The following is a 26,544-nucleotide window of genomic DNA, read 5'->3' as shown; positions in this document are numbered from 1 at the left end:
GTCTGCACGAACCGGCCTGCCGAACGTCGAGTCGCGACGTTCGGCACGGCAGTTCGACTAGCCCTGCTTTGCGGAAGTGAAATCGGGCCGACGCTTGTCGACGAACGCGTCGACGCCCTCGCGTCCGATCGGGCTGTTCGCTGCGATGGCGATGGACGCGGCTTCGGCGTCGAGTTGCTCGGCGAGCGAGTTCGTCCGCGACGAACGCAGCAGTGCTTTGATTCCCGAGTACGACGTACTCGGTCCGTTGGCCAGAGCGCGGGCGAGGCGAGCTGCCTCTTCTTGGACCTCGTCGTCGCCGACGAGTCGGGTGAGGATCCCCAGGCGGACGGCTTCGTCGCCACCGATCACCGAATCGTTGAGAAGAATCTCGCGAGCGCGTGCCACGCCGACGATGCGTGGAAGCGTCCACGACATTCCGCCGTCCGGGGTGAAACCGATGGAGGGGTACGCGGGGCGAAGCTTGGTGCCGGTGCCGCCGATTGCGACGTCGGCGAGGCAGACCAGGCTCATTCCGGCGCCGGCAGCCCATCCGTGGACCCCGGCCACCACTGGAGCGGTCGCAGCGTCGAGCGCGCGAACGAACACGTGGAAGACGCGGGCAACCTCGGCGACGTACTCGCCGCGGTCAGGGGCTGCGGCGAACGCACGGACGTTGCCGCCGGCACAGAAGTTTGCGCCTTCGCCGACCAGAAGGATGCTCCCGATGTCGTTTCCGACTGTCTCGAGCGCCTGCGCGCCCTGAACCAGTCCTTCGTCGTCGAGGGAGGTGCCGTTGGCGGCGGTGGAAATGGTGATGCGGAGTACGCCCTCGTCGAGGGTCACTTTGCTCAGGTCATCGATGGAAGTCACTCAACGCACATTACGGGTGTCGGACAGCCATGCGAAACACGGGGACACATAGATACAGCCACATAGATACAGCCACATAGATACAGCCACATAGATACAGCTCTGCCCCCGTCACCGAAGTGACGGGGGCAGAGCCTGCAATAGTTTGTGCTCGGGCAATCAGCCCCGAGCGACCTTGCCTGCCTTCAGGCAGGAGGTGCACACGTTGACCTTACGGGTGTTACCCGGGGCAACCTCGGTACGAACAGACTGAATGTTCGGGTTCCAGCGACGATTGGTACGCCGGTGCGAGTGCGAGACCGACTTACCGAAGCCGGGCCCCTTGGCGCATACGTCGCAGACGGCAGCCATAGTCGCGAACTCCTTGTTAGAAATGAATATTGAAGTGGTTACCCTACACGGTAGGGCAGCCAGAATTACAATCCGAATATACTCGACTTCGAACCGATCCTTGACCGCTCACTGTGCAGTCGAACGTGAAAACAGTCAATCAGCAACAAACAAAGTGCAGCATTATTTCGTGTAGCCCGTTCGAGGCAACCGTGTAAGAGTAACCGCTTCCGGCCCGAATGGCCAAACCGCCCGGTAATGACGGTTGCGCAGAAGCGTCGGACTACCCTCGACTGCACCGATCACCGATCTCTTTTTCATCGTCAGTCTTTCCATCGTCGAGGGGAACCGTCAGTGGGGGAAGTGCAACGCGTCGCCGAGGAAGCGGAATCCGTCGCGGACGGACATCTGCTGCGGCGCTGGGCCCGCCGGGCGGTCGACAGCCTCCAGAAACGTCGCGGTGAGATCAACAGCCTCAACGTCTTTCCCATCCCTGATTCGGATACCGGCACCAATCTGCTGTTCACGATGCGGGCTGCACTCGATTCCGCCGAGACGATCGAGGACGACGTCCGCAGTGCGGGCCGCGTCGCCAACGCTCTGGCTCGGGGCGCCGTGTCCGGTGCTCGCGGTAATTCCGGAGTGATCCTCTCCCAGGTGATCCGGGGCATCGCCGAGAGCGTTCAAGGTGAGCACATCGACGGCCGTAGCTTCGCGAACTCGCTGACCACGGCGACGACGCTGGCCTCTCGGGCTGTCTCCGATCTGGTGGAAGGCACCATCGTCACGGTATTGCGCGCATCGGGAGAAGCAGCGCAGGAGTGCGTCGACACCAGGACACCGAGCGGCGAGGATCTTGCATCCGTGGTTGCCGCCGCTGCCGACGCCGCTGCGGTCGCACTGAACAAGACGCCGGAGCAACTGGACGTTCTCGCGTCCGCCGGGGTGGTCGATGCCGGGGGATTCGGTCTGGTTCTGATCCTCGACGCTTTTGTCGAGGTGCTGACCGGGAAGCCGCAGGTTCGCGAAGATCTGGGGACGCCGGACCCGAGGTCGAGCGCAGTTGTCGACGTCAGCGCATTCGATCACGATTGGGCTCACAAGAGCCCGATCGAATGTGGTGATCACTCGGAACAGGATTTCGAGGTCATGTACCTCGTCGACGACTCCGACGACGATCGCATGACGGCGCTGCGCACGCGGCTGTCCGTCCTCGGAGATTCGACGGTCATCGTCAGCGACGGTTTCGGCGGCTGGTCGGTGCACGTGCATTGCTGCGATGCCGGTGCAGCCGTGGAAGCCGGCCTCGAGGCCGGGAAGGTGCACGGTATTCGCATCAGCAGTTTTCTCGTCGACGAACGCGACCAGTTGGTGGCACGGGCGGAGAGGCGATTCCCCGGGGCCGGCGCGCGCGGCGTACTGGCCGTCGTTGCCGGTGACAGCGCGGCGGCGTTGTTCGAGAGTGAGGGTGCGACGGTTCTTCGGTGCGACGATGCGCCGGTGACACGCGCACAACTGCTCGGCCGCATTCGTCAGATGGAACGCAGCGAAGTTCTGGTGCTTCCGAACGGAGCTTTGACCGCTCAGGAACTCGTCGCAGTCAGTGCCGCTGCACGCGATCCGCTTCACCAGGTTCTGCTGCTGTCGACGTCGTCGATGGTCCAGGGCTTGGCAGCACTTGCCGTTCACGACCCTCAGCGCAACGTCGCCGACGACGGCTTCACGATGTCCGAGGCGGCGGCCGCCACGCGCTGGGGATCGTTGCGGATCGCGGTCGAGCGTTCGCTGACCTACGTCGGGACATGTGATCCGGGTGACGCGATCGGTCTGATGGGGCACGAGGTGGTGCTCATCGGTCCCGACGTCGCGGAGTCGAGTGCGCGACTGGTCGACCTTGCGCTCGGATCCGGTGGCGAACTCGTGACCCTACTCATGGGCGCAGACGCGCCGGACGACCTGGCCGGGCAGCTCGAGGCGCACGTCATCGCGCACCACCCGGGCGTCGACGTGCTCGTCTATCAGGGTGATCAGCCGGGTGACCTGTTCCAGTTGGGTGTGGAGTGATCGAACCGGGTCTGTCGGTGACTGCTGATATACGAACACATGTGCTTACCGCGACACTGTGCTGGAGGAACTGATGGCGACGCTCGCCGACCCACTCGATCGGCTGCTGGGAAAGAAGACCGCGGACGCGCTCGACGAGGCATTCGAGATCCGCACCGTCGAGGACCTGCTGCGTCACTACCCACACCGGTACGCGTCGGCAGGCAAGGAACTTGCCGAGAAGGAGCCGCCCGAGGGTGAGCACATCACCATCATCGCGCGTGTGGCGTCGGCCGCCGTCGTGAAGATGAAGAACCGTCCGGGGCAGATGTTGCGAGTATCGCTGGCGACTGATTCGCAGACCGTGGACGTCACGTTCTTCAACCCGCAGAAGGTGCGGCACGTCATCAAGCCCGGCGTTCGGGCGATGTTCTCCGGGACGGTGAAGTACTTCCGCGGCAAGTGGTCTCTCACTCATCCGAGCTACCTGATTCTCCCGGAACCTCGTGTCGGCGAAGAGGATTCGGTAGTTCCGCTTGCGTCCATCAAGGGAGCCGGTGACCTTGCGGGCCTGGCTCGCGCAAATCAGGATCCCGGCGCCGAACTCGATCTGTCCGTCTTCGACCGCGCATTGATCCCGCTGTACCCGGCGACCCGCGAGGTCGAGAGCTGGACCATCATGCGGTGCGTGCGGCAAGTGCTCGACCAACTCGATCCGATCGAGGAGCCGTTGCCCGCCGAGACTCGGGCCGAGCACGGATTCATCGGTTTGGACGAGGCGCTGCGCACCGTTCACCTGCCAGATACCAAGGAAGACATCGAACGAGCACAGGATCGTCTGCGTTTCGACGAGGCGCTGTCTCTGCAGTTGGTCCTCGCGATGCGTCGTCACGACAATTCCGAGCGTGTGGCTCCGGCCTGCGCTCCGGTCGCCGGCGGGATCGCGGACCAGTTCGAGGAGATGCTCCCGTTCACTCTGACGGAGGGACAGCAAGCAGTCGCGGAGGAGATCTCCACCGACCTTGCCCGCCCACACCCGATGAGCCGCCTTCTTCAGGGCGAGGTCGGGTCAGGCAAGACGATCGTGGCTCTGCGCGCGATGCTGCAGGTCGTCGATGCGGGTTATCAGTGCGCGTTGCTCGCACCCACCGAGGTCCTGGCAAATCAGCACGCGCGATCACTGCGCAAGATGATGGGCTCGCTGGCTGCAGGTGGTGAACTCGGTTCTGCCGAACATTCCACCCGTATCGCCCTTCTTACCGGCTCGCTGCCAGTCGCTGCGAAGCGCGCAGCTCTGCTCGAAGCCGTGACCGGCGACGCCGGGATCGTCATCGGTACCCATGCGCTCATTCAGGACAACGTCGAGTTCTTCAACCTCGGCATGGTTGTCGTCGACGAGCAACACCGCTTCGGCGTCGAGCAACGTGATCAGTTGCGATCACGTGCCCGTGAAGGACTGAGTCCGCATCTGCTGGTGATGACGGCAACGCCGATTCCGCGAACCATCGCCATGACCGTGCTCGGCGACCTCGAGGTCTCGACCCTGCGAGAGCTTCCACGTGGGCGAACCCCGATCAAGAGCAGTGTCGTGCCCGCGAAGCAGAAGCCGCAGTGGGTCGATCGCGCATGGGAACGAATCCGTGAGGACGTCGCCGACGGCCGTCAGGCGTATGTCGTGTGCTCGCGGATCGGTGACGGCGAGCAGGGTGCAGGCGAAGATCAGTTCACCGAGGAGAAGCAGCCCGAGACCAAGTCGGCGGTTGACGTCTTCGAAGAGCTGTCGAGTGGTCCGCTGGCCGATCTGCGAGTCGGGTTGCTGCACGGTCGACTGCCTTCCGACGAAAAGGACGTGGTGATGAGCGCGTTCAACGTCGGTGACATCGACGTCCTCGTCTGTACGACCGTTGTCGAAGTCGGTGTCGACGTTCCGAACGCGACGGTGATGGTGATCGTCGACGCCGAGAGGTTCGGCGTCAGTCAGCTCCATCAGTTGCGTGGCCGCGTCGGTCGAGGGAAACATCAGGGACTGTGCATCCTCGTCACCGGAAGCAATCCCGGGGGACCGGCGTACGAGCGGCTCTCGGCGGTGGCAGCGACCAACGACGGGTTCGAACTGGCTCAACTCGACCTCGCGACCAGACGTGAAGGAGACATCCTCGGTGCGGCGCAGTCGGGCACAACCTCGAATCTGCGGCTGCTTTCCCTCATGGCCCATGGAGACATCCTCGAGTCCGCCAGGGAGTTCGCTCAGGGAATCGTCGACTCCGATCCGTCGCTCGACGGTCATCCCGCCCTCGCTTCCATGGTGACCGCTGCCCTGGACTCCGACCGGATCGAGTACCTCGAGAAGTCGTGAAGGGTATGACGACAAGCTGAAATCGAATAGCACGAGGACCGCCGGGTTGGTTTCTCGATTCAGTCCGAAATATGAGACTCCGCATGTAGACGCAAGATGAAATCGGGGTAGTTTTCTCGAATGTTCTCCAAAGTGCTCGTCGCGAACCGCGGCGAAATTGCGATCCGTGCCTTCCGCGCCGCCTACGAACTAGGTGCCGGAACCGTCGCGGTGTTCCCGTACGAGGATCGGAATTCGATCCACCGTCTCAAGGCAGACGAGAGCTACCAGATCGGGGAGAAGGGTCACCCCGTTCGCGCGTATCTCTCGGTCGAGGAAATCGTCGCCGCCGCCAAGAGCGCCGGAGCCGACGCCATCTACCCCGGTTACGGCTTCCTCTCCGAGAACCCGGACTTGTCGGCGGCGTGTGCCGAGGCAGGCATCAAGTTCGTCGGCCCGTCCGCCGAGATCCTCGAGTTGACCGGAAACAAGGCTCGGGCCATCGCAGCGGCAAAGGCCGCCGGTCTCCCGGTGCTCGCGTCTTCGGAGCCGTCAGCGGACATCGACGAGTTGCTCGCAGCCGCCGAGGACATGACCTTCCCGCTCTTCGTCAAGGCTGTCGCAGGCGGCGGTGGGCGCGGAATGCGCCGCGTTGCGGAGCGCTCACAGCTCAAGGAATCGATCGAAGCCGCAGCACGCGAAGCGGAATCGGCCTTCGGCGATTCGACGGTCTTCCTCGAGCAGGCCGTCATCGACCCCCGGCACATCGAAGTGCAGATCCTCGCCGACGAGCAGGGCAACGTCATCCACCTCTTCGAGCGTGACTGCTCGCTGCAACGTCGCCACCAGAAGGTGATCGAGCTCGCTCCGGCGCCCAATCTCTCGGAAGAGTTGCGCGCCAAGATCTGTGCCGACGCCGTCGCCTTCGCGAAGGAGATCGGATACACGTGCGCGGGCACCGTCGAGTTCCTTCTCGACAAGCGCGGCAACCACGTCTTCATCGAGATGAACCCGCGAATTCAGGTCGAGCACACCGTCACCGAAGAAGTGACGGACGTGGACCTGGTCCAGTCGCAGCTCAAGATCGCGTCCGGTTCGACGCTTGCAGAACTTGGTCTGTCACAAGAGACGATCAAGCTTCGCGGCGCGGCGCTGCAGTGCCGCATCACGACCGAGGATCCGGCAAACGGATTCCGCCCGGACACCGGCCGTATCACCGCGTACCGCACCCCGGGCGGAGCCGGTATCCGCTTGGACGGTGGCGCCACACTCGGCGCCGAGGTCGGAGCGTACTTCGATTCCATGCTGGTCAAACTCACTTGTCGCGGTCGCGACCTAGAAGCCGCTGTGGCGCGAGCTCGCCGCGCGGTCACCGAGTTCCGCATTCGTGGTGTCTCGACCAACATTCCGTTCCTGCAGGCGGTTCTCGACGACCCGGACTTCCGGGCCGGACGCGTGACAACCTCCTTCATCGAGGAACGTCCTCAGTTGTTGACTCTGCGTTCTTCGGCAGACCGCGGCACGAAGATCCTGACCTACCTCGCGGATGTGACTGTCAACAAGCCGCACGGGGAGCGTCCCTCGGCGGTGTACCCGCAGGACAAGCTGCCCAAGATCGATCTTTCGACACCCCCTCCTGCCGGTAGCCGTCAGCGCCTGCTCGAACTCGGACCCGAAGGTTTCGCGAAGGCACTGCGTGAGCAGAAGGCCGTCGGCGTCACCGACACCACCTTCCGTGACGCGCACCAGTCGTTGTTGGCCACGCGAGTTCGAACCAGCGGACTGCTCGGAGTTGCCGGGCACGTTGCGCGGTTGACGCCGGAACTGCTCTCGATCGAAGCCTGGGGCGGCGCGACCTACGATGTGGGACTTCGCTTCCTGCACGAGGATCCGTGGTACCGGCTTGCCGCATTGCGCGAGGCGATTCCCAACATCTGCCTCCAGATGCTTCTTCGCGGTCGAAACACGGTGGGCTACACGCCGTATCCCGAAAAGGTCACGCGCGCATTCGTTCAGGAAGCCACCGACACCGGCATCGACATCTTCCGAATCTTCGACGCGCTCAACAACGTCGACCAGATGCGCCCTGCCATCGACGCGGTGCGTGAGACCGGAACGGCCCTCGCCGAGGTGGCGTTGAGCTACACCGGCGATCTGTCGGATCCGAACGAAACGCTGTACACGCTCGACTACTACCTGAAGTTGGCAGAAGAGATCGTCGATGCGGGCGCTCACGTGCTCGCGATCAAGGACATGGCGGGCCTGCTGCGCGCTCCGGCGGCCACCAAGCTCGTGACGGCGCTACGCAGCAACTTCGATCTTCCGGTTCACGTCCACACGCATGACACCCCCGGTGGACAGTTGGCCACGTATTTCGCCGCGTGGCAGGCGGGCGCCGACGCAGTCGACGGTGCTTCGGCGGCACTGGCCGGAACCACCAGTCAGCCTGCGCTCTCGGCCATCGTTGCCGCCGCTGCGCACTCCGAGTTCGACACCGGACTGAACCTGCAGAACGTGTGCGACCTCGAACCGTACTGGGAGGCGCTGCGAAAGGTGTACGCGCCGTTCGAATCCGGACTGCCGGCGCCGACGGGACGTGTGTACACGCACGAGATGCCGGGCGGCCAGCTCTCCAATCTCCGGACCCAGGCCGTTGCTCTCGGTCTCGGCGACCGGTTCGAAGAGGTCGAAGCCAAGTACGCCGACGCGGACCGCATGCTCGGGCATCTCGTGAAGGTGACGCCGTCGTCGAAGGTCGTCGGCGACCTCGCCCTCCACCTTGTCGGCGCCGGCGTGCCTTCGGAGGAGTTTGCCGCAGATCCGGCGAAGTTCGACATTCCCGACTCCGTGGTGGGCTTCCTGCGCGGTGAACTCGGTACGCCTCCCGGTGGTTGGCCGGAACCGTTCCGCAGCAAGGCACTCGAAGGACGTGGCCAGGCCAAGCCCGAAGCGACGTTGTCCGCTGAGGACGAGGTGCTGCTCGAGGGCTCGTCGAAGGACCGTCAGGCGACGCTGAATCGTCTGCTGTTCCCCGGCCCGACAAAGGAATTCCTCGAACACCGCGAGAAGTACGGTGACACGTCGCGGCTTTCGGCGAACCAGTTCTTCTACGGTTTGCGGCGCGGCGACGAACACCGCGTCGAGTTGGCTCCCGGCGTTGAGCTGATCATCGGTCTCGAAGCGATCTCCGAGCCCGACGAGCGCGGCTACCGCACTGTCATGTGCATCCTGAACGGCCAATTGCGCCCGGTCTCGATCCGCGATCGCTCCATTGCCAGTGACGTACCGGTGGCGGAGAAGGCCGACAAGAACAACCCGGGCCACGTGGCTGCACCGTTCGCGGGCGTCGTGACGCTCGCGGTGAAGGAAGGCCAGAAGATCGAGGCCGGCGACACCGTGGCCACGATCGAAGCAATGAAGATGGAAGCGGCGATCACCTCGCCGCGCGCCGGCGTCGTCTCTCGGATCGCGATCAGCGCCGTCCAACAGGTCGAGGGCGGAGACCTGCTGGTAGTCGTCTCGACGGGGGAGAGCGCCGCAGAGTGACACGCATCATCTCGGGACTCGCGGGCGGTCGACGCCTGCGAGTCCCGCCGAGCGGCACCCGTCCGACGTCGGATCGGGTTCGTGAGGCGCTGTTCAGTGCTCTCGAAGCGCGCATCGATCTCGAAGGGTGCGCGGTTCTCGACCTCTTTGCGGGTTCGGGTGCTCTCGGCCTCGAGGCGCTCTCGCGGGGAGCCGAGCACGTTGTTCTCGTGGAATCGGATGCCAAGGCTGCTGCCGTCATCAAGGCGAACATCGGCACTGTCGCGTTGCCTGGGGCGACGGTTCGCGCCGCTCCGGTTGCGGCCGTGGTCTCGGGTCCGAGCGCGCGTGAATACGACATCGTGATCGCGGACCCACCGTATGCGGTGACCGACGAGGCCGTCGTGTCCATGCTCACCGATCTGCAGGCCAACAAATGGGTGGGGGAGGGCACGATCGTGGTACTCGAACGATCGTCGCGCTCGCCGGAGACCGTGTGGCCTCAGGGCTACGAGCCGATCAAGGCCAAGAACTACGGTGAAGCCCGCATCGAGCTGGCCACCTGCTACGGTCTGGACTCATGACTGGCGCCGTCTGCCCCGGATCCTTCGACCCTGTGACCAACGGTCACCTCGACGTAATCGGAAGAGTTGCTGCGCAATTCGACGAGGTCGTGGTCACCGTGCTGATCAACAAGAGCAAGCGTGGCATGTTCACGATCGACGAGCGGATCGAGATGCTCGAAGACGCGACGAGTCACCTGCCGAATGTTCGCGTCACGTCGTGGCACGGATTGTTGGTCGACTACGCGAAACAAGAAGGTCTCAGCGCGATCGTCAAGGGTCTGCGCGGCGCGAACGACTTCGATTACGAGCTGCAGATGGCTCAGATGAATCAGAAGCTCACGGGCGTCGACACACTGTTCGTCGCCACGAATCCGACGTACAGCTACCTGTCGAGTTCTCTGGTGAAGGAAGTCGCGACTTTCGGCGGCGACGTCTCCGACATGTTGCCGGCCAAAGTGCATTCTCGGCTACTCGCACGTATCGCCGAGCGAGCAGCCGAAAACAGCTGATCCCCGACACACCGACCACGACGACACCCCGTTGGCCGTTCTTCCGGCAAACTTGGACAGGAACGGGCACAGGTCCGAGTGGACCGGTGACGATGTGGGCCGATTTCGGCCGGTAGAGATTGGGGTTGCTTGTGTACCGCGTATTCGAGGCACTGGACGAACTGGTCGCAATTGTCGAAGAGGCGCGCGGTGTTCCCATGACCGCAGGGTGTGTTGTGCCTCGCGGTGACGTACTCGAGCTACTCGACGACGTCCGGGACGCAATTCCGAGCGAGCTGGACGACGCTCAGGACGTCCTCGATCATCGCGACAAATTGGTCGGTGACGCGCGAGCAAACGCCGAGAAGACGGTCAGCAGCGCCAATGCCGAGGCAACCTCGACTGTGGAGAACGCACGCGACGACGCCGACCGGATTCTGTCCGATGCCAAGGCTCAGGCCGATCGCATGGTTGCCGAAGCGCGTGCGCACGCCGATCAGTTGGTCGAGGACGCCGAAGCAGAAGCGGAACGGACCGTCACCGACGGCCGTCGTGAGTACGAGGCCGTCACCGGGCGGGCGCGTGCCGAGGCCGATCGGATGATCGAGTCCGGCCAGGCCTCGTACGAACATTCGGTGGCGGAGGGAACGGCGGAGCAGGCTCGTCTGGTGTCGCAGACCGAGGTTGTCCAGTCAGCTCACGCGGAATCCGCGCGAGTGATCGACGCCGCTCATGCCGAGTCCGACAGGATGCGTTCGGAGTGTGACCTGTACGTGGACACCAAGTTGGCCGAGTTCGAAGAGTTCCTCACCGGAACGGTTCGATCGGTCGGGCGTGGTCGTCAACAGCTTCGAACGGGTTCGGGGGTTCCCGACTACCAGGACGACGATCGTCGTTCCGAGCGGCGCCGATAGAGCAGACAAGTCAGTCGAGGGTGGGTCGTCCGATATGGGGCGGCCCACTTTTTCGTGGATCGAATTGGGATTTGCCTTGTAGCTGCCGTATTGTGGAGTGGTTGCCCATACCAGTTTCAACAGTTAGGTGAGTTCTCTTTGTCAACGCATCGTCGTAGTTCGTCGCATCAGTCAAGTGATGCGGGATTTTTGCTGGACACGGTCAAGCTCGGTCGTCGTCCAGGGTCGATGCGTACCGTCGAGAGAACAATTCAGTCCCCGAACCGTATCGGTCTCGATCTGATCGCGATCGAAGCGGGCGCGGACATAGATCTCGATCTTCGTCTCGAAGCAGTGTCCGAAGGCGTTCTCGTCACCGGAAACGTGCACGCACCCACCAAGGGTGAATGCTCGCGGTGCCTTGAACCTTTCACCGACACCGTGGACATCTATCTCACGGAGTTGTTCGCTTACCCGGACAGCACCACCGAGGAGACGACGGAAGAGGGAGAGGTCTACGCGGTCGAAGACGACGAAATCGACCTCGAACCGGTCATCGTCGATGCAGTCGGGCTGGCGCTTCCGCTCCAGCCTCTGTGCAGTGACGATTGCCTGGGATTGTGCTCAGAATGTGGCATTCGCCTGGCGATTGCGGAATCTGGGCATGGGCATGACATACTTGATCCTCGCTGGGCTGGTCTCGCGGCCAAATTTGGCGTGGAATCAAACACCAGCGAAAATCTTGTGATCACCGAAGCCGAGGAGAAGTAGAAGTGGCTGTCCCCAAGCGCAAAATGTCGCGATCCAACACGCGGTCGCGTCGTAGCCAGTGGAAGACCACTGTGCCCACCCTCGTTACCTGCCCCAACCGTGGCTGTGGCGAGCAGACCCTTCCCCACATCGCATGCCCGTCATGCGGTACTTACAAGGGCCGCCAGGTAACCGCTGCTGTCTAGTTCTCCCCGGAGAAAGACTATGACGAGCGAAAATACAGTTTCAGCCGCCGGCGGCGAGGGCAATCACGACAAGCTCCTCGCCGCTGTCGGCGTAGATATAGAGCCCGGTCTTCTGACCCTGGCTCTCACGCACCGCTCGTACGCGTACGAGAACGGCGGACTGCCCACGAACGAGCGCCTCGAGTTCCTCGGGGATTCCGTTCTCGGCGTCACGGTGACCGAAAATCTCTACCTGTCCCACCCGGACAAATCCGAAGGTGATCTGGCGAAGATCCGTGCCAGCGTGGTCAACATGCATGCACTCGCCGAGGTTGCCAGGACTCTGGGTGAAGGTGGACTCGGAGCACACCTGCTGCTGGGTAAGGGCGAGGAAATGACGGGCGGCCGTGACAAGCCGTCCATTCTCGCCGACGGTATGGAGTCGATTCTCGGCGCCATCCACCTGCAGCACGGCATCGAGACTGCGCGACGCGTCGTCCTCGATCTGTTCGACGATCTCCTCACTCGCGCACCGCTTCTGGGCGCGGGTCTGGATTGGAAGACGAGTCTGCAGGAACTGACCGCAGAACACGGTGCCGGAGTTCCCGTTTACGAGATCACCGCCACAGGACCCGATCACGACAAGGAATTCACGGCCACCGTTCTCATCAGTGGCAAACCCTTGGGTGTCGGTGTCGGTCGTTCCAAGAAGGAAGCCGAGCAGAAGGCAGCAAGTTCGGCATGGAAGACGATGTCGGAGAATGCCGCTGCTACCGCAGTCGCTGCTGACGACACGCCTGATCTTGCCGGCTGAGTTCACTCTTGCCTGAGCTTCCCGAAGTCGAAGTCGTTCGCCGCGGCCTACAGTCTCATGCTGTAGGTGCGGCGATCGAGGCCGTCGAGGTACTCCATCCCCGCGCGATCAGGCGCCACATTCTCGGTTCCGAGGACTTGATCGGCCAACTCACCGGGCAGACCATCGCTTCGGCAGAGCGTCGCGGCAAGTACCTGTGGCTGGTTCTCGAGCCTGCCGGTGTCGGACTGGTGGTTCATCTCGGGATGAGCGGACAGATGCTGGTCCAACCCCCGACAGTCGACTGGGAAAAGCACCTACGCATTCGGTTGGCCCTCGATTCCGGGGCCGATCTTCGATTCGTCGATCAGCGGACCTTCGGTGGCTGGTCGATTTCACCCCTCGTCGAGGTCGACGGAACGATGCTGCCCGAGTCGGTGGCGCACATCGCCCGCGATCCCATGGATGCGGCGTTCGATCTCGAATCCGTCGTGAAAGTCCTGCGGGGCAAGCACACCGAGATCAAGCGCGCGATTCTCGACCAGACGGTGGTCTCCGGAATCGGAAACATCTACGCCGACGAATCATTGTGGCGCGCCAAGATTCACGGCAACCGAATCGCCGAAACGCTTACCAGGCCCAAACTTCGAGAACTGTTGACCGCGGCACACTCGGTGATGGGTGAAGCGCTCGATCAGGGCGGTACGTCCTTCGACGCGCTGTACGTGAACGTCAACGGGGAATCGGGCTACTTCGACCGGTCGCTGTCGGCGTACGGGCAGGAAAACCTCCCGTGCCCGCGATGCGGCGCGCCGATCAAGCGTGAGAAGTTCATGAATCGATCGTCGTTCAGTTGCCCGCGGTGCCAGCCGACCCCGAGGGCACGGCGAATCGCCTAGGTCTCCCGCCCCTTCGGTTCGGCGGAGTGGCAAGATTGCGTCATGGCTGAACAGACTCCCGACACCACTGCAACCGCCCCGGCTCACACGGAGCTTTGGGTCGAACGAACCGGAACCCGCCTCTACACCGGCAAGAGTTCGCGCGGCGCAGAGGTTCTCATCGGCTCCGAATCGGTGCCAGGAGTCTTCACGCCCGGCGAACTCCTCAAAATTGCACTGGCCGCATGCACCGGGATGAGCTCCGACTTCCCGATCTCGCGCCGGCTCGGTGACAACTACGACGCGACGGTCCGAGTGTCCGGAGCCGCCGATCGTGAAAACGAGGTCTACCCGCAGCTCGACGAGGTCCTCGAGCTCGATCTCAGCGAGTTGGATGCCGAGGCACAGCAGCGCCTCATCACTCTCGTCGAGCGTTCCGTGGACAAGGTATGCACGGTCGGGCGCACGCTCAAGGCCGGAACCAAGGTCACTCTGTCGTTCGACACGGAAGCCTGATGTTCCGCGCCGGCAGCGTTGTCGCTGCGATCGCACTGGGTTCCGTTGTGGCGCTGAGTGCTCCAGCGCAGGCCTCGGTCCCGGCCGACGGCTCGGCCGGTAGTTGCGGCACATGGACGTCGAGCGTCGTGACGACTGGTGCCGGAATGCTCGAGAACCTCGAATTCGACGGCAACGGATCGATGGTGTTGTCGCAGTCGGCTCTGATCGGGCCGGGTGCACTGCTGAAAGTGGCGCCGGACGGAACACGGACAACTTTGGTCGGTGACGTCACCGGACCTGGCGGTCTGGTCGCGCGTGAGGGATCCGTGTACTTCACCACGGGCAACTCGACTGTCTCGGGACTGTTCGGAATCGCCGACGGCAGCCTCCGCAAGGTCGACGTCGCAGACGGGTCGGTGACAACGATCGCCGACGGTCTGGTGATGCCGAACGGGCTTGTGCAGCTGGACGATAACCGTTTCCTCACTGCCCGCACACTCACCAGGCCGGGGCTCACGGTCGTCAACAGTGACGGAAGCAGTTCGATCGTTCGTGAAGACCTCGGCACCGTCGACGGCCTCGCACGCTCCGGTTCGACGATCTACGTGAGCACGACCTTCGACATGGTCACCGCCGTCCACATCCTCGACGCAAACGATCTGGGCGGGCCGGTGCGAACGATCACGCTCCCCGGGTTCGGTCCGGCAAACATGGCGGACGATCTGACCGTCGGACCGGACGGCGCGTTGTACGTCGCATTCAATGCAGGCGGCAAAGTTGTTCGCGTCGATCCGGATTCGGGATCTTCGTGTGAGATCGCCTCGGGTCTGCCGTTCACATCTGCGGTCAAGTTCGGCGCCGGACCGGGCTGGGATCCCAACGCGCTCTACACCACCGGATTCCTGGGTGACGTTCACCGTCTCGAACGTGTGGCGGGCTGAGCGTCATGGCTGAAGCAGCGCCCGTGCGGTTGACGGCGTGGGTTCACGGATACGTTCAAGGCGTCGGGTTCCGGTGGTGGACCAGGGCCCGCGCTCTCGAACTCGGATTGATCGGATATGCGTCCAATCAGCGTGACGGTCGAGTGCTCGTCGTGGCGGAAGGCCAACGCACGCAGCTCGAGCGATTGGTGGAGATGCTGCGCTCCGGCACTACCCCGGGCACGGTGGATCTCGTGGTCGACAGCTGGGACACCGCCAGGGGCGACCTGACAGGGTTCGTCGAACGCTGACCGGTTTGGCGGTAAAGTTTCCCCCCATGCACCTCAAGAGTCTGACACTCAAGGGATTCAAATCCTTTGCGTCGGCAACGACTCTTCGGTTCGAGCCGGGAATTACCTGTGTGGTCGGCCCGAACGGCTCGGGTAAATCCAACGTCGTCGATGCGTTGACCTGGGTGATGGGCGAGCAGGGCGCCAAGGCCCTGCGCGGCGGCAAGATGGAAGATGTCATCTTTGCCGGCACCTCCGGCCGCGCGCCGCTGGGCCGCGCCGAGGTGACCTTGACCATCGACAACGCCGACGGGGCGCTCCCGATCGAGTACTCCGAGGTGTCGATCACGCGCCGGATGTTCCGCGACGGTGCGGGGGAGTACGAGATCAACGGCTCGTCCTGCCGTCTGATGGACGTCCAGGAACTGCTCAGCGACTCCGGCATCGGCCGCGAAATGCATGTCATCGTCGGGCAGGGACGGCTCGCCGCGATCCTCGAATCCCGTCCCGAAGATCGACGCGCCTTCATCGAAGAAGCCGCGGGAGTCCTCAAACATCGCCGCCGCAAGGAAAAAGCGGTGCGCAAACTCGATTCCATGCAGGCCAATCTCGCTCGCCTCAGTGACCTCACCGCGGAACTGCGTCGGCAACTCAAACCGCTGGGACGCCAAGCCGAGGTCGCTCGGCGAGCACAGACGGTCCAGGCTGACCTGCGTGATGCAAAGATGCGTCTGGCCGCTGACGATCTGGTGACCCGTCGAAACCAGTTGAACGACCAGGCGCAGGACGAGAAAGCGGCCCGTGAACAGCACAACCAGGTGGCGGCTGCGCTCGACGAGGCCAACCTCGAACTCGGGCGCCAGGAGCAAGCTCTCGCTCGTCTGACTCCGGGATCGGAAGCGGCTGCGCAGAGTTGGTTCCAGCTTTCCGCGCTTGCCGAACGCGTCAACGCCACCGTGCGCATCGCCCGCGAGCGTGCGCGTCATCTCGACTCCGAACCCGTCGGCAACCGCGGCCAGGACCCGGACGAGATGGAGGCGCGCGCCGAACGTCTTGCTGCCGAGGAGGCCGAACTCCTCGAAGGCGTCGAAATCGCGCGAGCGGCGTCGGACGCTGCTCGGGACCAGCTCGCAGCCACCGAAGATGCTGCAGCAGAAGCGGAACGGGCGCACATGGCGGAAGTTCGTGCCGTCGCCGACCGCCGTGAAGGTCTTGCTCGACTCTCCGGTCAGGTCGACACTCTGCGTACCCGCGTCGAATCCGTCGACGCGGAAGTGTCTCGGCTGACCGAGGCGATCGACGAGGCTCGTCTGCGTGGCGATGCCGCACAGGCCGAGTTCGACACGGTGCAAGAAAGCATCGGGGACCTCGACGCCGGTGAAGTCGGCCTCGATACCAATCACGAACGCGCCATCGAGGCTCTCGAGATGATCGACGCGCGCGTCGAAGAGCTTCGTGAGGAAGAAAAAACGAGCGGGCAACGCATCGCTTCGCTCCGGGCGCGCATCGAGGCACTGTCGATGGGTTTGCAGCGCAAGGACGGTGGCGGCTGGCTGCTCGAACACCGCGGCGACGACGGCATCACCTCGCTGGTCGGATTGATTCACGTCGAACCCGGCTACGAAGCTGCGATCGCTGCCGCGATGGGGCCGGCGGCGGACGCCGTCGTGGCGCAGTCGCTGGACTCGGCTCGCTCCGCTGTCACAGCACTGGCCGATCAGGACGGTGGACGTGCATCACTGATCGTGAGCGGTGAACCGGCGATCAAGCGCGAGGCCGAGATCGCGCCGGGTAGTCGTCCGGCCGTCGACGTCATCGACTGCCCTGACGAGTTGCGTGCCGGATTGACCGCCATCCTCGATGGCGTCGTCCTGGTCGAGACTCTCGATGACGCGATTCGAGTTGTTGCTGACCGCAAGGGAATTCGCGCAGTGACGCGTTCCGGCGATCTGCACGGTTCGGGGTGGATGATCGGTGGCTCGGATCGGCAACCGAGCACGCTCGAGGTGCAGGCGGCGATCGACGCGTCAGCAGCGGAACTGGCGGCAACGGAGAGCCGATCCGAGGAACTCGACGCTGCGCTGTCCGGCGCTCTGGCCGAACAAGCCGCTCGACGCGAGACCGCGGAGCAAACTTTGGCCGCGCTCAACGAGTCGGACGCCGCCATGTCCGCCATCTACGAGCAGTTGGGCAGATTGGGGCAGGCAGCACGAGTCGCCCACGCGGAATCCGAGCGGTTGACCGCCCAGCGAGTGCGTGCCGAGGAGGGCCGCGGTGAGTCGCTGACAAAGCTCGCGGATCTGGAGGAACGTCTGCGCGTCGCCGAAACCGACGGCAGTGCACCGGGACACGGTGCGGAATCGACCGCTGCCGATCGCGAAATGGCCGCAGCAGCGCTCGCGGAAGTGCGCATCGTCGAAATGGATGCTCGCCTTGCCGTGCGCACCGCCGAAGAGCGTGCGGAATCCGTACGCGGAAAGGCTGATTCGCTTCGCCGCGCCGCGGCCGCCGAACGAGAAGCGCGGATCCGCGCCGAACGGGCTCTGCGCGCCAGGGCGCACGCTGCGGAGGTCGCAGCTGCCGTGGCCGAATCGGGACAGCGTGTGGCGGCCGAACTCGAGACCGTCGTCGCCGCGGCTCTTGCTCACCGTGACGAGTTGGCTCGGGCCCGCACCGAGTGCACGGCCAAGCTGGATCAGGTCCGCGAGACAGTCCGAGCACTGACTGGACAACTCGCTTCGCTCACCGACGCCGTCCACCGCGACGAGGTAGCGAAGGCACAGGCAGCGCTGCGCATCGAACAACTCGAGGAGTCGATCCTCGATCAGTACGGTATCGGCCTCGACGATCTGATCGCCGAGTACGGGCCCGAGGTCGAACTGCCGCGGACCGCTCTCGAAATCGAGGAGTACGAGCAGGCCAAGGAGCGTGGGGAGCAGGTCACCGCCCCCGCTCCGCTTCCGTACGACCGCGCGACTCAGGAACGGCGCGCCAAGCGGGCCGAGAAGGACCTCGCCACCCTCGGCAAGGTCAATCCGCTGGCGCTCGAGGAATTCGCAGCTCTCGAGGAGCGGTACACCTTCCTCTCCACTCAGCTCGAGGACGTCAAGACCGCACGCAAGGACCTTCTTGCTGTGGTCGCAGACGTCGACGCACGAATTCTGCAGGTGTTCACCGAGGCCTATGCCGACGTCGAGCGTGAGTTCGTGGGAGTGTTCGAGAAATTGTTTCCCGGGGGAGAAGGGCGGCTGGTCCTCACCGATCCCTCGGACATGCTCACCACCGGCATCGAAGTCGAGGCGCGTCCGCCCGGTAAGAAGGTCAAACGGTTGTCGTTGCTGTCGGGCGGCGAGAAGTCGTTGACCGCGGTGGCCATGCTGGTCGCGATCTTCCGGGCACGCCCGTCCCCGTTCTACGTGATGGACGAAGTCGAGGCGGCGTTGGACGACACCAACCTGCGGCGGCTGATCGGACTCTTCGAACAATTGCGGGAGAAGTCGCAGTTGATCGTGATCACTCACCAGAAACCGACGATGGAAATCGCCGATGCGTTGTACGGCGTCAGCATGCGCGGCGACGGCATCACCACCGTGATTTCGCAGCGACTTCGCGGTCAAGACATGGCCTCGACGTAAGCCCTGCTCACTTTCCGGGTCGGAGCCTGAAACAATGGGCCGGTGACTACCCAGGCTTGGATCATCATCGCGGCTGTAGCGGCCGTACTACTCGTCGTTCTCGTTGCCGGATTCCTGCGCTACCGCAAGGGGCAGGTATCGCTGAAGGCGCCCGAGACGAAGCCGGAGCTCGGCGCCCCCGAGAAGGACAAGTCAGGCGGCTACAAGGCCGGTGGCGGGTTCAACTTCAGTCAGGGGTCGACGGCAACGGCGCCACCTCCGGTGGTTCCGACACCGCCGGTCGCCGAGATGCCGCCCGTCGTCGAAGAACCTGTCGTCGAAAAACCGATCGTCGAAGAACCGGTTGCGGAGAAGCCGGCCGTTGTCGAGGAGCCGGTTGTCGAAGAACCCGCTGTTGTCGAGGAACCGGTTGTCGAAGAGCCGGTAATCGAAAAGCCGGTCGTAGAAGAACCAGCGGTAGCAGAACCTGTTGTCGAAGAACCTGTCGTTCCCGAACCTGTCGTCGTTCCCGCGCCAGTCGAGCCTGCACCGCGCGTGCTGGACGAGATCGACCCGACCGAGGGTCGGTTGGACCGACTGCGCGGGCGCCTTTCCCGCTCGCAGTCAGCAGTCGGCAAGAGCTTGCTGGGTCTGCTCGGTGGCGGCGATCTGGACGAGGACTCGTGGGAAGAAGTCGAGGACACCCTCCTCATCGCAGACCTCGGCTCCGCGACCACGGAAAAAGTCGTCACGAAGCTTCGTGAGCAGATGGCGGCCCGCAGCGTCCGGACCGAGGCTGCCGCCCGCGCCCTTCTGCGCGAGGTGTTGATCGCCGAACTGCGTCCCGAACTGGACCGCTCCATCCGCGCATTGCCGCACGATGATCACCCGGCTGTTCTGCTCGTCGTCGGCGTCAACGGGACCGGCAAGACAACGACCACCGGCAAGCTGGCTCGCGTGCTCGTCGCCGACGGTCGTCGCGTCGTGCTCGGTGCCGCGGACACGTTCCGCGCCGCCGCCGCCGATCAGCTCCAGACGTGGGCCGAGCGTGTCGGCGCTGAAGTTGTTCGTGGCAAGGAGGGTGGCGATCCCGCTGCGATTGCCTTCGACGCGGTCTCACGGGGCATCGCGGACGGCGTCGACGTGGTCCTGATCGACACCGCCGGCCGTCTGCACACCAAGACCGGTCTGATGGACGAGCTCGGCAAGGTCAAGCGGGTTATCGAGAAGAAGGCCTCGGTCGACGACGTTCTGCTGGTTCTCGATGCGACGGTCGGCCAGAACGGACTGGCGCAGGCTCGAGTGTTCGCGGAGGTCGTGGACATCACCGGCGTCGTACTGACCAAGCTGGACGGAACCGCCAAGGGCGGAATCGTCTTCCAGGTTCAGCATGAACTGGGTGTGCCGGTGAAGTTGGTCGGTCTCGGTGAAGGTGCCGACGACCTGGCGCCCTTCGAGCCGGGTGCGTTCGTCGACGCCCTCCTGGGCTGACGCCCCCGTGCGCCTTTTCGGTAGCGCGAACTACCAAAAAGGCGCACAGGGTCGGTAGAACCCCCTGGCGAAACCTGTTTGCAACAAAGTTGGGCAATTGGTTCACGTCTGCGAAACGCGACAGCGCCATGGACGAAACACCAGCCCAGCACTCTTCTCCTTAACGACGTGCTGCCCGGCACGTGCGACTAGGAGGTAGTAAGTGAGTACCGACGATTTGTTGGCGAACTCCGGTAACGCCGCATGGATGCTGATGGCTGCATCTCTGGTCTTGCTGATGACACCCGGCCTCGCTTTCTTCTACGGCGGGATGTCTCGGTCCAAGTCCGTCCTGAACATGATGATGATGTCCTTCGGGGCCATGGCCGTCATCGGCGTCATCTACGTTCTGTGGGGATGGTCGATGTCCTACGGCACCGAGAACATCGGGGGCATTTTTGCCAACCCGTTCGAGTTCTTCGGCCTCAAGAACAGCATCACCGATGCTGACGGCAACTTCATCGCCGGCGCCTGGGGCTACCCCAACGTCATCGACATCGCGTTCCAGGTGACGTTCGCGATCATCACCACCGCCCTCATCAGTGGTGCCCTGGCCGAGCGGGTCAAGTTCGGCACCTGGCTCCTGTTCTCGGGTATCTGGGTCACCGTCGTCTACTTCCCGCTCGCACACATGGTGTGGGGCGGCGGACTCCTCTCGGGCTCCGAGGACGGCATCGCGGCAAAGCTCTTCGGCACCACGGTCAACGACGACGGAGTCACCGTCGCCAACGTCGCTCCGATCGACTTCGCCGGTGGCACAGTCGTTCACATCAACGCGGGTATGGCCGGTCTGGTCCTCGCACTCATCGTCGGCAAGCGTCTCGGCTTCGGCAAGACCGCCTTCCGTCCGCACAACCTGCCCTTCGTGATGCTCGGCGCCGCACTCCTCTGGTTCGGTTGGTTCGGCTTCAACGCAGGCTCGGCATTCGCCGCCGACGGTAACGCCGGTCTCGCCTGGGTCAACACGACCACCGCGACGTGTGCCGCAGTCCTGGCCTGGCTCGCTACCGAGCGTATTCGTGACGGCCACGCCACCAGCCTCGGCGCAGCGTCCGGTGCGGTCGCCGGTCTGGTCGCCATCACCCCTGCTGCCGGTGCGCTCAACCCGGTCGGTTCCATCTTCCTCGGCGCTGTTGCCGGCATCCTGTCCGCTCTCGCAGTAGGCCTGAAGTTCCGCTTCGGCTTCGACGACTCGCTCGACGTCGTCGGTGTTCACCTTGTCTCCGGCCTGTGGGGCACGATCGGTATCGGATTCTTCGGCACCGCAACCGGACTCTTCTACGGCGGCGACTACAAGCAACTGGTGGTTCAGATCGTGATCGCACTCGCAGCCCTCGTCTTCACCGGCGTTCTGACGACGATCATCGGCTTCGCACTCAAGCCCCTGGGCTGGCGAATCTCGGCCGAGGACGAGGCACGCGGCATCGATGAGACCGAACACGCAGAGACCGCATACGACCTCGCGTGATCAGCACGTGATTAAAGTGAATTCAGGCACTTCAGAGTTTGGAAAGGGATGAGCACATGAAGCTGATCACAGCAATCGTCAAGCCGTTCACGCTCGAGGACGTCAAGACCGGACTCGAGCAGGCCGGAGTGCTGGGTATGACAGTCAGCGAAGTTCAGGGCTACGGCCGACAGAAGGGCCACACCGAGGTGTACCGAGGCGCGGAGTACTCCGTGGACTTCGTACCCAAGGTCCGGGTCGAGGTCGTCGTCGACGACGCGGCCGTGGACAAGGTGGTCGAGGTGATCGTCGAGGCCGCTCGAACCGGCAAGATCGGTGACGGCAAGGTGTGGGTCTCGCCAGTCGAGTCGGTCATCCGGGTTCGCACCGGGGAACGCGGTGGCGATGCACTCTGACCCGAAAGGGTCCGAGAACTTCGGCCCTGGTTCCGTCGCGAAAGCGACGGGGCCAGGGCCGGTCTCGTCAGGGGGATCCGACGAAGCTGCGGACCTGGCCCGCGCACGCAAGGCCCTACTCACCGGAGGCGTCAAGAACAGGAGGCTCGACGCCCCCGCGCTGCGACATGCACTGGTCGATCTGCACGAATTCTGGTTGACCACCAAGGGGACCGAACTGGGCATCAAACCGGATTGTGGGTTTGCCATCGTCGCCGTGGGTGGTCTCGGCCGACGCGAACTGTTGCCGTATTCCGATCTCGATCTGATTCTGCTGCACGACGACATGGACCCGGCGGTCGTGGCCCAGGTTGCGGACAGCCTGTGGTACCCGCTGTGGGACGCGCACATCAAACTCGACCACAGCGTGCGGACGCTTCCGCAGGCGCTTCAGGTTGCGGCCACCGACATGACGGCAGCACTCGGAATGCTCGAAGCACGCCACATTGCCGGCGACGTGGAGCTGAGCAACCTGTTGATCAGTGGTGTCCGACGACAGTGGCGCATGGACATCCGCAGCCGATTCGACGAATTGATCACCCAGACCCGTACGAGGTGGGAGCGCAGCGGCGAGATCGCCCATCGCGCCGAACCGGATCTCAAGAGCGGTCGTGGCGGGCTGCGAGACGTCCAACTGCTCAACGCCCTGTCCATCGCGCAATTGACCGACGGGATGCCAGGGCTGGGACCCAACTCGCCCGGCGGCGGTCTGGCACTTGCGCACAGGCGGTTGCTCGACGTGCGCACCGAACTTCACCGCGTTGCCGGTCGCGCCCGCGACCAACTGCGAGCACAGGACGCCGACGAGATCGGTGCGGCGCTACGGATCGGTGATCGCTTCGATCTGGCCCGCCTTCTCAGCGAATCGGCGCGCACCATCAGCTATTCGGTCGACGTCGGTATCCGTACCGCCGGAAACTCCTTGCCCCGGCGTGGTTTGTCGCGGCTGCGTCGCGCGCCGGTGCGACGACCACTGGACGAGGGTGTCGTCGAGCATGCCGGCGAAGTAGTTCTGGCGCGCGATGCGAGACCGAAGAAGGATCCCGGTCTGGTGATGCGGGTCGCGGCAGCGGCGGCCACCAACGGCATGCCGATCTCCGCGTCGACGCTCAATCGCCTGGCGGACAATGCCCCCGAATTGCGTGAACCGTGGCCGAAAAATGCAGTCAACGATCTCTTGGTCGTGCTGGGTTCGGGATCGCGTGCGGTTCCGGTGATCGAGGCGATGGACCGGACCGGGCTCTGGGGTCGACTCCTGCCGGAGTGGGGGACCATTCGCGATCTTCCGCCGCGCGACGCCGTCCATACGTGGACGGTGGATCGGCACCTGGTCGAAACCGCCGCGTATGCAAGCGGATTCACCACTCGCGTCGCCCGGCCGGATCTGCTCATGCTCGGTGCGTTGATCCACGACATCGGGAAGGGGCGAGGGGGAGACCACAGCGTCGTCGGTGCCGAATTGGCCACCGCGATCGGAAATCGCTTGGGACTCTGGCCTTCCGACGTCGCGACGTTGACGGCGATGGTGCGCTACCACTTGCTGTTGCCGGAAACCGCCACCCGTCGCGACCTCGACGATCCGGCAACGGTGCAGCGAGTGGTCGACGCACTCGAGGGAGACGGGACCCTTCTCGATCTCCTGCATTCGTTGGCGGAAGCGGATTCGCTGGCCACCGGGCCTGGTGTCTGGGGCGACTGGAAGTCGTCGTTGATCGGCGAGCTGGTGCGTCGTTGTCGTTTGCTGATGGCAGGGGAGGAGCTCCCGCAACCCGATCCACTCGCTCCCGAGCAATTGGCCATCGCCGAGGAGGGCGGGGTTCACGTCTCGCTCGTTCCGGCCGAGAATGCGCACACCTACGTCGTGACCGTCATCGCGCCCGACGCTCCCGGGCTGCTGTCTCGGGCTGCCGGAGTTCTGGCGCTGCAGTCGTTGCGGGTGCATTCCGCATCGCTGGGGTCGCATGCAGGTTCGGCGGTCAACTCGTTTGTCGTGACGCCGAGGTTCGGCACACCCCCGCAGGCGGTGCTGCTCCGGCAGGAATTGATCCGGGCTTCGGCCGGTGAACTGAATTTGCTCGAACTTCTCGACGCGAAGGACGAGGAGGCACGGGCAGAGCAGTGGGACGACCCGATCCAGACCAACAAGGATTCCGCGGTTCCGGTGCTCTATGCGCAGGCGCCACCGCGGGTCATCTGGTTCGACGCGCCCGGTGACGGTCAGGCGATCCTCGAATTGCGTACCGAGGACCGCGTCGGCCTGCTCTGCCGACTGGCCGCAGCACTCGAACACAGTGGAGCCGACATCCGGTGGGCGAAGGTCGCCACCTTGGGTTCCTCGGTGGTCGACGCGTTCTGCCTCGACTTCGGTGAGGCCGATACCCGCGCGGCGCGAGAGCGCGTCGAGGAGGCGGTGCTGGCGGTGGTTCCGGTGCCACAACCCAAGAAGAAAGAGGATTGACGGACCGGTTTCGGCAGTTACGCCCGCATCGGCTGGGATCGGTGCGGGCGTAGCGGCTAGGCTGGTGCCCGAGAATATCCACGGCTAACTCGCACGACCTTCAGGAGCGCACTCGGTGTTCGAATCCCTTTCCGACAGATTGACCGGATCTCTCAAGGATCTGCGTGGCAAGGGTCGTCTGTCCGGCGCCGACATCGACGCTACGGCCCGCGAGATCCGCCTTGCCCTGCTCGAGGCCGACGTCGCGCTTCCCGTAGTGCGCAGCTTCATCGCCAAGATCAAGGAACGCGCCAAGGGCGCCGAGGTCTCGGGTGCACTGAACCCGGCTCAGCAGGTCGTCAAGATCGTCAACGAAGAGCTGGTCGAGGTTCTCGGCGGCGAAACTCGTCGACTGCAGTTCGCCAAGACTCCGCCGACGGTCATCATGTTGGCCGGTCTGCAGGGTTCCGGTAAGACCACGCTGGCCGGAAAGTTGGCCAAGTGGCTCAAGGATCAGGGGCACACGCCCCTCCTCGTCGCCTGTGACCTTCAGCGTCCCGGCGCCGTCACTCAGCTTCAGATCGTCGGTGAGCGTGCAGGCGCCGCAGTCTTCGCGCCGCATCCCGGTACCTCCATCGGCGGCGGCGAGAACGCACTGGGCGTGTCCGCAGCCGACCCCGTCGAGGTCGCCCGCGCCGGCGTCGAAGAAGCACGCAACAAGCATTACGACGTCGTGATCGTCGACACCGCCGGTCGCCTCGGTATCGACTCGGAGCTGATGGCGCAGGCCGTCGGTATCCGTGACGCCGTCAACCCGGACGAGACCATCTTCGTCCTCGACGCCATGATCGGTCAGGACGCGGTCAGCACGGCCGACGCTTTCCGTGAGGGAGTCGGCATCACCGGTGTCGTCCTCACCAAGCTCGACGGCGACGCCCGCGGTGGTGCCGCGCTGAGCGTCCGCGAGGTCACCGGCCAGCCGATCCTCTTCGCGTCCACCGGCGAGAAGCTCGAAGACTTCGACGTCTTCCATCCCGATCGCATGGCCAGCCGGATCCTCGGCATGGGCGATGTCCTGAGCCTCATCGAGCAGGCCGAGCAGGTGTTCGACGCCGATCAGGCCGAAGCGACCGCAGCGAAGATCGGTTCCGGTCAGCTCACCCTCGAAGACTTCCTCGATCAGATGATGGCCGTCCGCAAGATGGGCCCGATCGGCAACCTCCTCGGTATGTTGCCGGGTGCCGGCGGCATGAAGGACGCGCTGGCCAACGTCGACGAGAAGCAACTCGATCGCATTCAGGCCATCATCCGCGGTATGACGCCGGCCGAGCGCGACGATCCGAAGATCATCAACGCCTCACGCCGACTGCGCATCGCGAACGGTTCGGGCGTCAAGGTTTCCGACGTCAACCAGTTGGTGGACCGTTTCTTCGAAGCCCGCAAGATGATGGCTGCCATGGCCGGCCGTATGGGTATGCCCGGCGCGCGTAAGCAGGTTCGCAGCAAGAAGGGCAAGAAGGGCAAGAAGGGCGGCAAGGGCCCGACGCAGCCCAAGATGCGCGGAGGATTCCCCGGCATGGGCGGATTCCCGGGTATGCCCGGCGGAATGCCGGCCGGTATGCCCGACCTGTCGAACATGCCCAAGGGTCTCGATCAGTTGCCGCCCGGACTGGAAGGCATCGATCTCTCCCAGCTCAAGCTGCCCAAGAAGTAGT

21 protein-coding genes are annotated in these 26,544 nt (G+C 64.0%); 19 read left to right on the top strand and 2 right to left on the bottom strand.

Annotated elements, in window-relative coordinates:
• Positions 1-57: 57 nt before the first annotated feature.
• Together RhoBH5_RS03720 and rpmB are read right to left on the bottom strand one after the other, a co-directional pair.
• Entirely contained in the window at positions 58-852 is a 795-nt protein-coding gene (locus RhoBH5_RS03720) for an enoyl-CoA hydratase-related protein (protein WP_042450830.1), read from the bottom strand.
• A 159-nt stretch (positions 853-1,011) separates the two neighbouring features.
• On the bottom strand, positions 1,012-1,203 hold the full coding sequence (rpmB, locus tag RhoBH5_RS03715) for a 50S ribosomal protein L28 (protein ID WP_003942669.1): 192 nt from the start codon (positions 1,201-1,203) through the stop codon (positions 1,012-1,014).
• A gap of 333 nt (positions 1,204-1,536) precedes the next feature.
• Here rpmB and RhoBH5_RS03710 point away from each other — a divergent pair, with 333 nt between their 5' ends.
• The 19 genes from RhoBH5_RS03710 (at position 1,537) to ffh (ending at position 26,543) form a co-directional block, all read left to right on the top strand.
• Complete coding sequence (locus RhoBH5_RS03710) at positions 1,537-3,246, top strand: DAK2 domain-containing protein (protein WP_054187765.1); 1,710 nt, start codon at positions 1,537-1,539, stop codon at positions 3,244-3,246.
• Between the two features lie 73 nt (positions 3,247-3,319).
• Positions 3,320-5,581, top strand: coding sequence for an ATP-dependent DNA helicase RecG (gene recG, locus RhoBH5_RS03705; protein WP_003942757.1), 2,262 nt, complete (start codon positions 3,320-3,322; stop codon positions 5,579-5,581).
• Positions 5,582-5,701: 120 nt separating this feature from the next.
• Entirely contained in the window at positions 5,702-9,106 is a 3,405-nt protein-coding gene (locus tag RhoBH5_RS03700; RefSeq protein ID WP_270007958.1) for a pyruvate carboxylase, read from the top strand.
• Entirely contained in the window at positions 9,103-9,669 is a 567-nt protein-coding gene (rsmD, locus tag RhoBH5_RS03695; RefSeq protein WP_030535425.1) for a 16S rRNA (guanine(966)-N(2))-methyltransferase RsmD, read from the top strand. Before RhoBH5_RS03700 ends, rsmD begins: the two co-directional genes overlap by 4 nt.
• Positions 9,666-10,160 (top strand): pantetheine-phosphate adenylyltransferase, encoded by a 495-nt coding sequence (coaD, locus tag RhoBH5_RS03690; RefSeq protein ID WP_003942776.1) that lies wholly within the window; start codon positions 9,666-9,668, stop codon positions 10,158-10,160. Before rsmD ends, coaD begins: the two co-directional genes overlap by 4 nt.
• 131 nt (positions 10,161-10,291) lie before the next feature.
• Complete coding sequence (locus RhoBH5_RS03685) at positions 10,292-11,053, top strand: DivIVA domain-containing protein (protein ID WP_003942696.1); 762 nt, start codon at positions 10,292-10,294, stop codon at positions 11,051-11,053.
• A 189-nt stretch (positions 11,054-11,242) separates the two neighbouring features.
• Positions 11,243-11,803: a YceD family protein gene (locus RhoBH5_RS03680; protein WP_007729319.1), complete on the top strand. Its 561-nt coding sequence runs from the start codon at positions 11,243-11,245 to the stop codon at positions 11,801-11,803.
• A 2-nt stretch (positions 11,804-11,805) separates the two neighbouring features.
• The gene (gene rpmF / locus RhoBH5_RS03675; protein WP_007729318.1) at positions 11,806-11,988 is read left to right on the top strand and encodes a 50S ribosomal protein L32; all 183 of its coding nucleotides are present in this window, start codon (positions 11,806-11,808) and stop codon (positions 11,986-11,988) included.
• Between the two features lie 19 nt (positions 11,989-12,007).
• Positions 12,008-12,781, top strand: a complete 774-nt coding sequence (rnc, locus tag RhoBH5_RS03670; RefSeq protein WP_003942759.1) for a ribonuclease III — start codon at positions 12,008-12,010, stop codon at positions 12,779-12,781.
• A gap of 8 nt (positions 12,782-12,789) precedes the next feature.
• Entirely contained in the window at positions 12,790-13,659 is an 870-nt protein-coding gene (mutM, locus tag RhoBH5_RS03665; protein ID WP_003942752.1) for a bifunctional DNA-formamidopyrimidine glycosylase/DNA-(apurinic or apyrimidinic site) lyase, read from the top strand.
• Positions 13,660-13,701: 42 nt separating this feature from the next.
• Positions 13,702-14,154, top strand: a complete 453-nt coding sequence (locus RhoBH5_RS03660; protein WP_003942740.1) for an OsmC family protein — start codon at positions 13,702-13,704, stop codon at positions 14,152-14,154.
• Positions 14,154-15,077: an SMP-30/gluconolactonase/LRE family protein gene (locus RhoBH5_RS03655; RefSeq protein WP_064444395.1), complete on the top strand. Its 924-nt coding sequence runs from the start codon at positions 14,154-14,156 to the stop codon at positions 15,075-15,077. The genes RhoBH5_RS03660 and RhoBH5_RS03655 overlap by 1 nt, the downstream gene beginning before the upstream one ends.
• Before the next feature lie 5 nt (positions 15,078-15,082).
• A complete protein-coding gene (locus RhoBH5_RS03650) occupies positions 15,083-15,367 on the top strand; it encodes an acylphosphatase (protein ID WP_054187763.1) in 285 nt (94 codons plus the stop codon).
• A 26-nt stretch (positions 15,368-15,393) separates the two neighbouring features.
• On the top strand, positions 15,394-18,981 hold the full coding sequence (gene smc / locus RhoBH5_RS03645; protein ID WP_270007957.1) for a chromosome segregation protein SMC: 3,588 nt from the start codon (positions 15,394-15,396) through the stop codon (positions 18,979-18,981).
• A gap of 42 nt (positions 18,982-19,023) precedes the next feature.
• Positions 19,024-20,451, top strand: a complete 1,428-nt coding sequence (gene ftsY, locus RhoBH5_RS03640) for a signal recognition particle-docking protein FtsY (RefSeq protein WP_030535428.1) — start codon at positions 19,024-19,026, stop codon at positions 20,449-20,451.
• A gap of 247 nt (positions 20,452-20,698) precedes the next feature.
• Entirely contained in the window at positions 20,699-21,958 is a 1,260-nt protein-coding gene (locus tag RhoBH5_RS03635) for an ammonium transporter (RefSeq protein ID WP_042450902.1), read from the top strand.
• A gap of 56 nt (positions 21,959-22,014) precedes the next feature.
• Complete coding sequence (locus tag RhoBH5_RS03630; protein WP_003942772.1) at positions 22,015-22,353, top strand: P-II family nitrogen regulator; 339 nt, start codon at positions 22,015-22,017, stop codon at positions 22,351-22,353.
• A complete protein-coding gene (locus RhoBH5_RS03625) occupies positions 22,343-24,850 on the top strand; it encodes a [protein-PII] uridylyltransferase (RefSeq protein WP_003942689.1) in 2,508 nt (835 codons plus the stop codon). Before RhoBH5_RS03630 ends, RhoBH5_RS03625 begins: the two co-directional genes overlap by 11 nt.
• A gap of 115 nt (positions 24,851-24,965) precedes the next feature.
• Positions 24,966-26,543 carry a signal recognition particle protein gene (gene ffh, locus RhoBH5_RS03620; protein WP_270007956.1) on the top strand — a complete coding sequence of 526 codons (1,578 nt, stop codon included), beginning with the start codon at positions 24,966-24,968 and terminating at the stop codon, positions 26,541-26,543.
• The last annotated feature ends 1 nt before the right edge of the window (position 26,544 follow it).

The organism is Rhodococcus sp. BH5 (assembly GCF_027583855.1).
GTDB lineage: Bacteria > Actinomycetota > Actinomycetes > Mycobacteriales > Mycobacteriaceae > Rhodococcus_F > Rhodococcus_F qingshengii.
The sequence above is the reverse complement of the archived record's forward strand: the minus strand, read 5'-3'. Positions and strand labels throughout refer to the sequence as shown.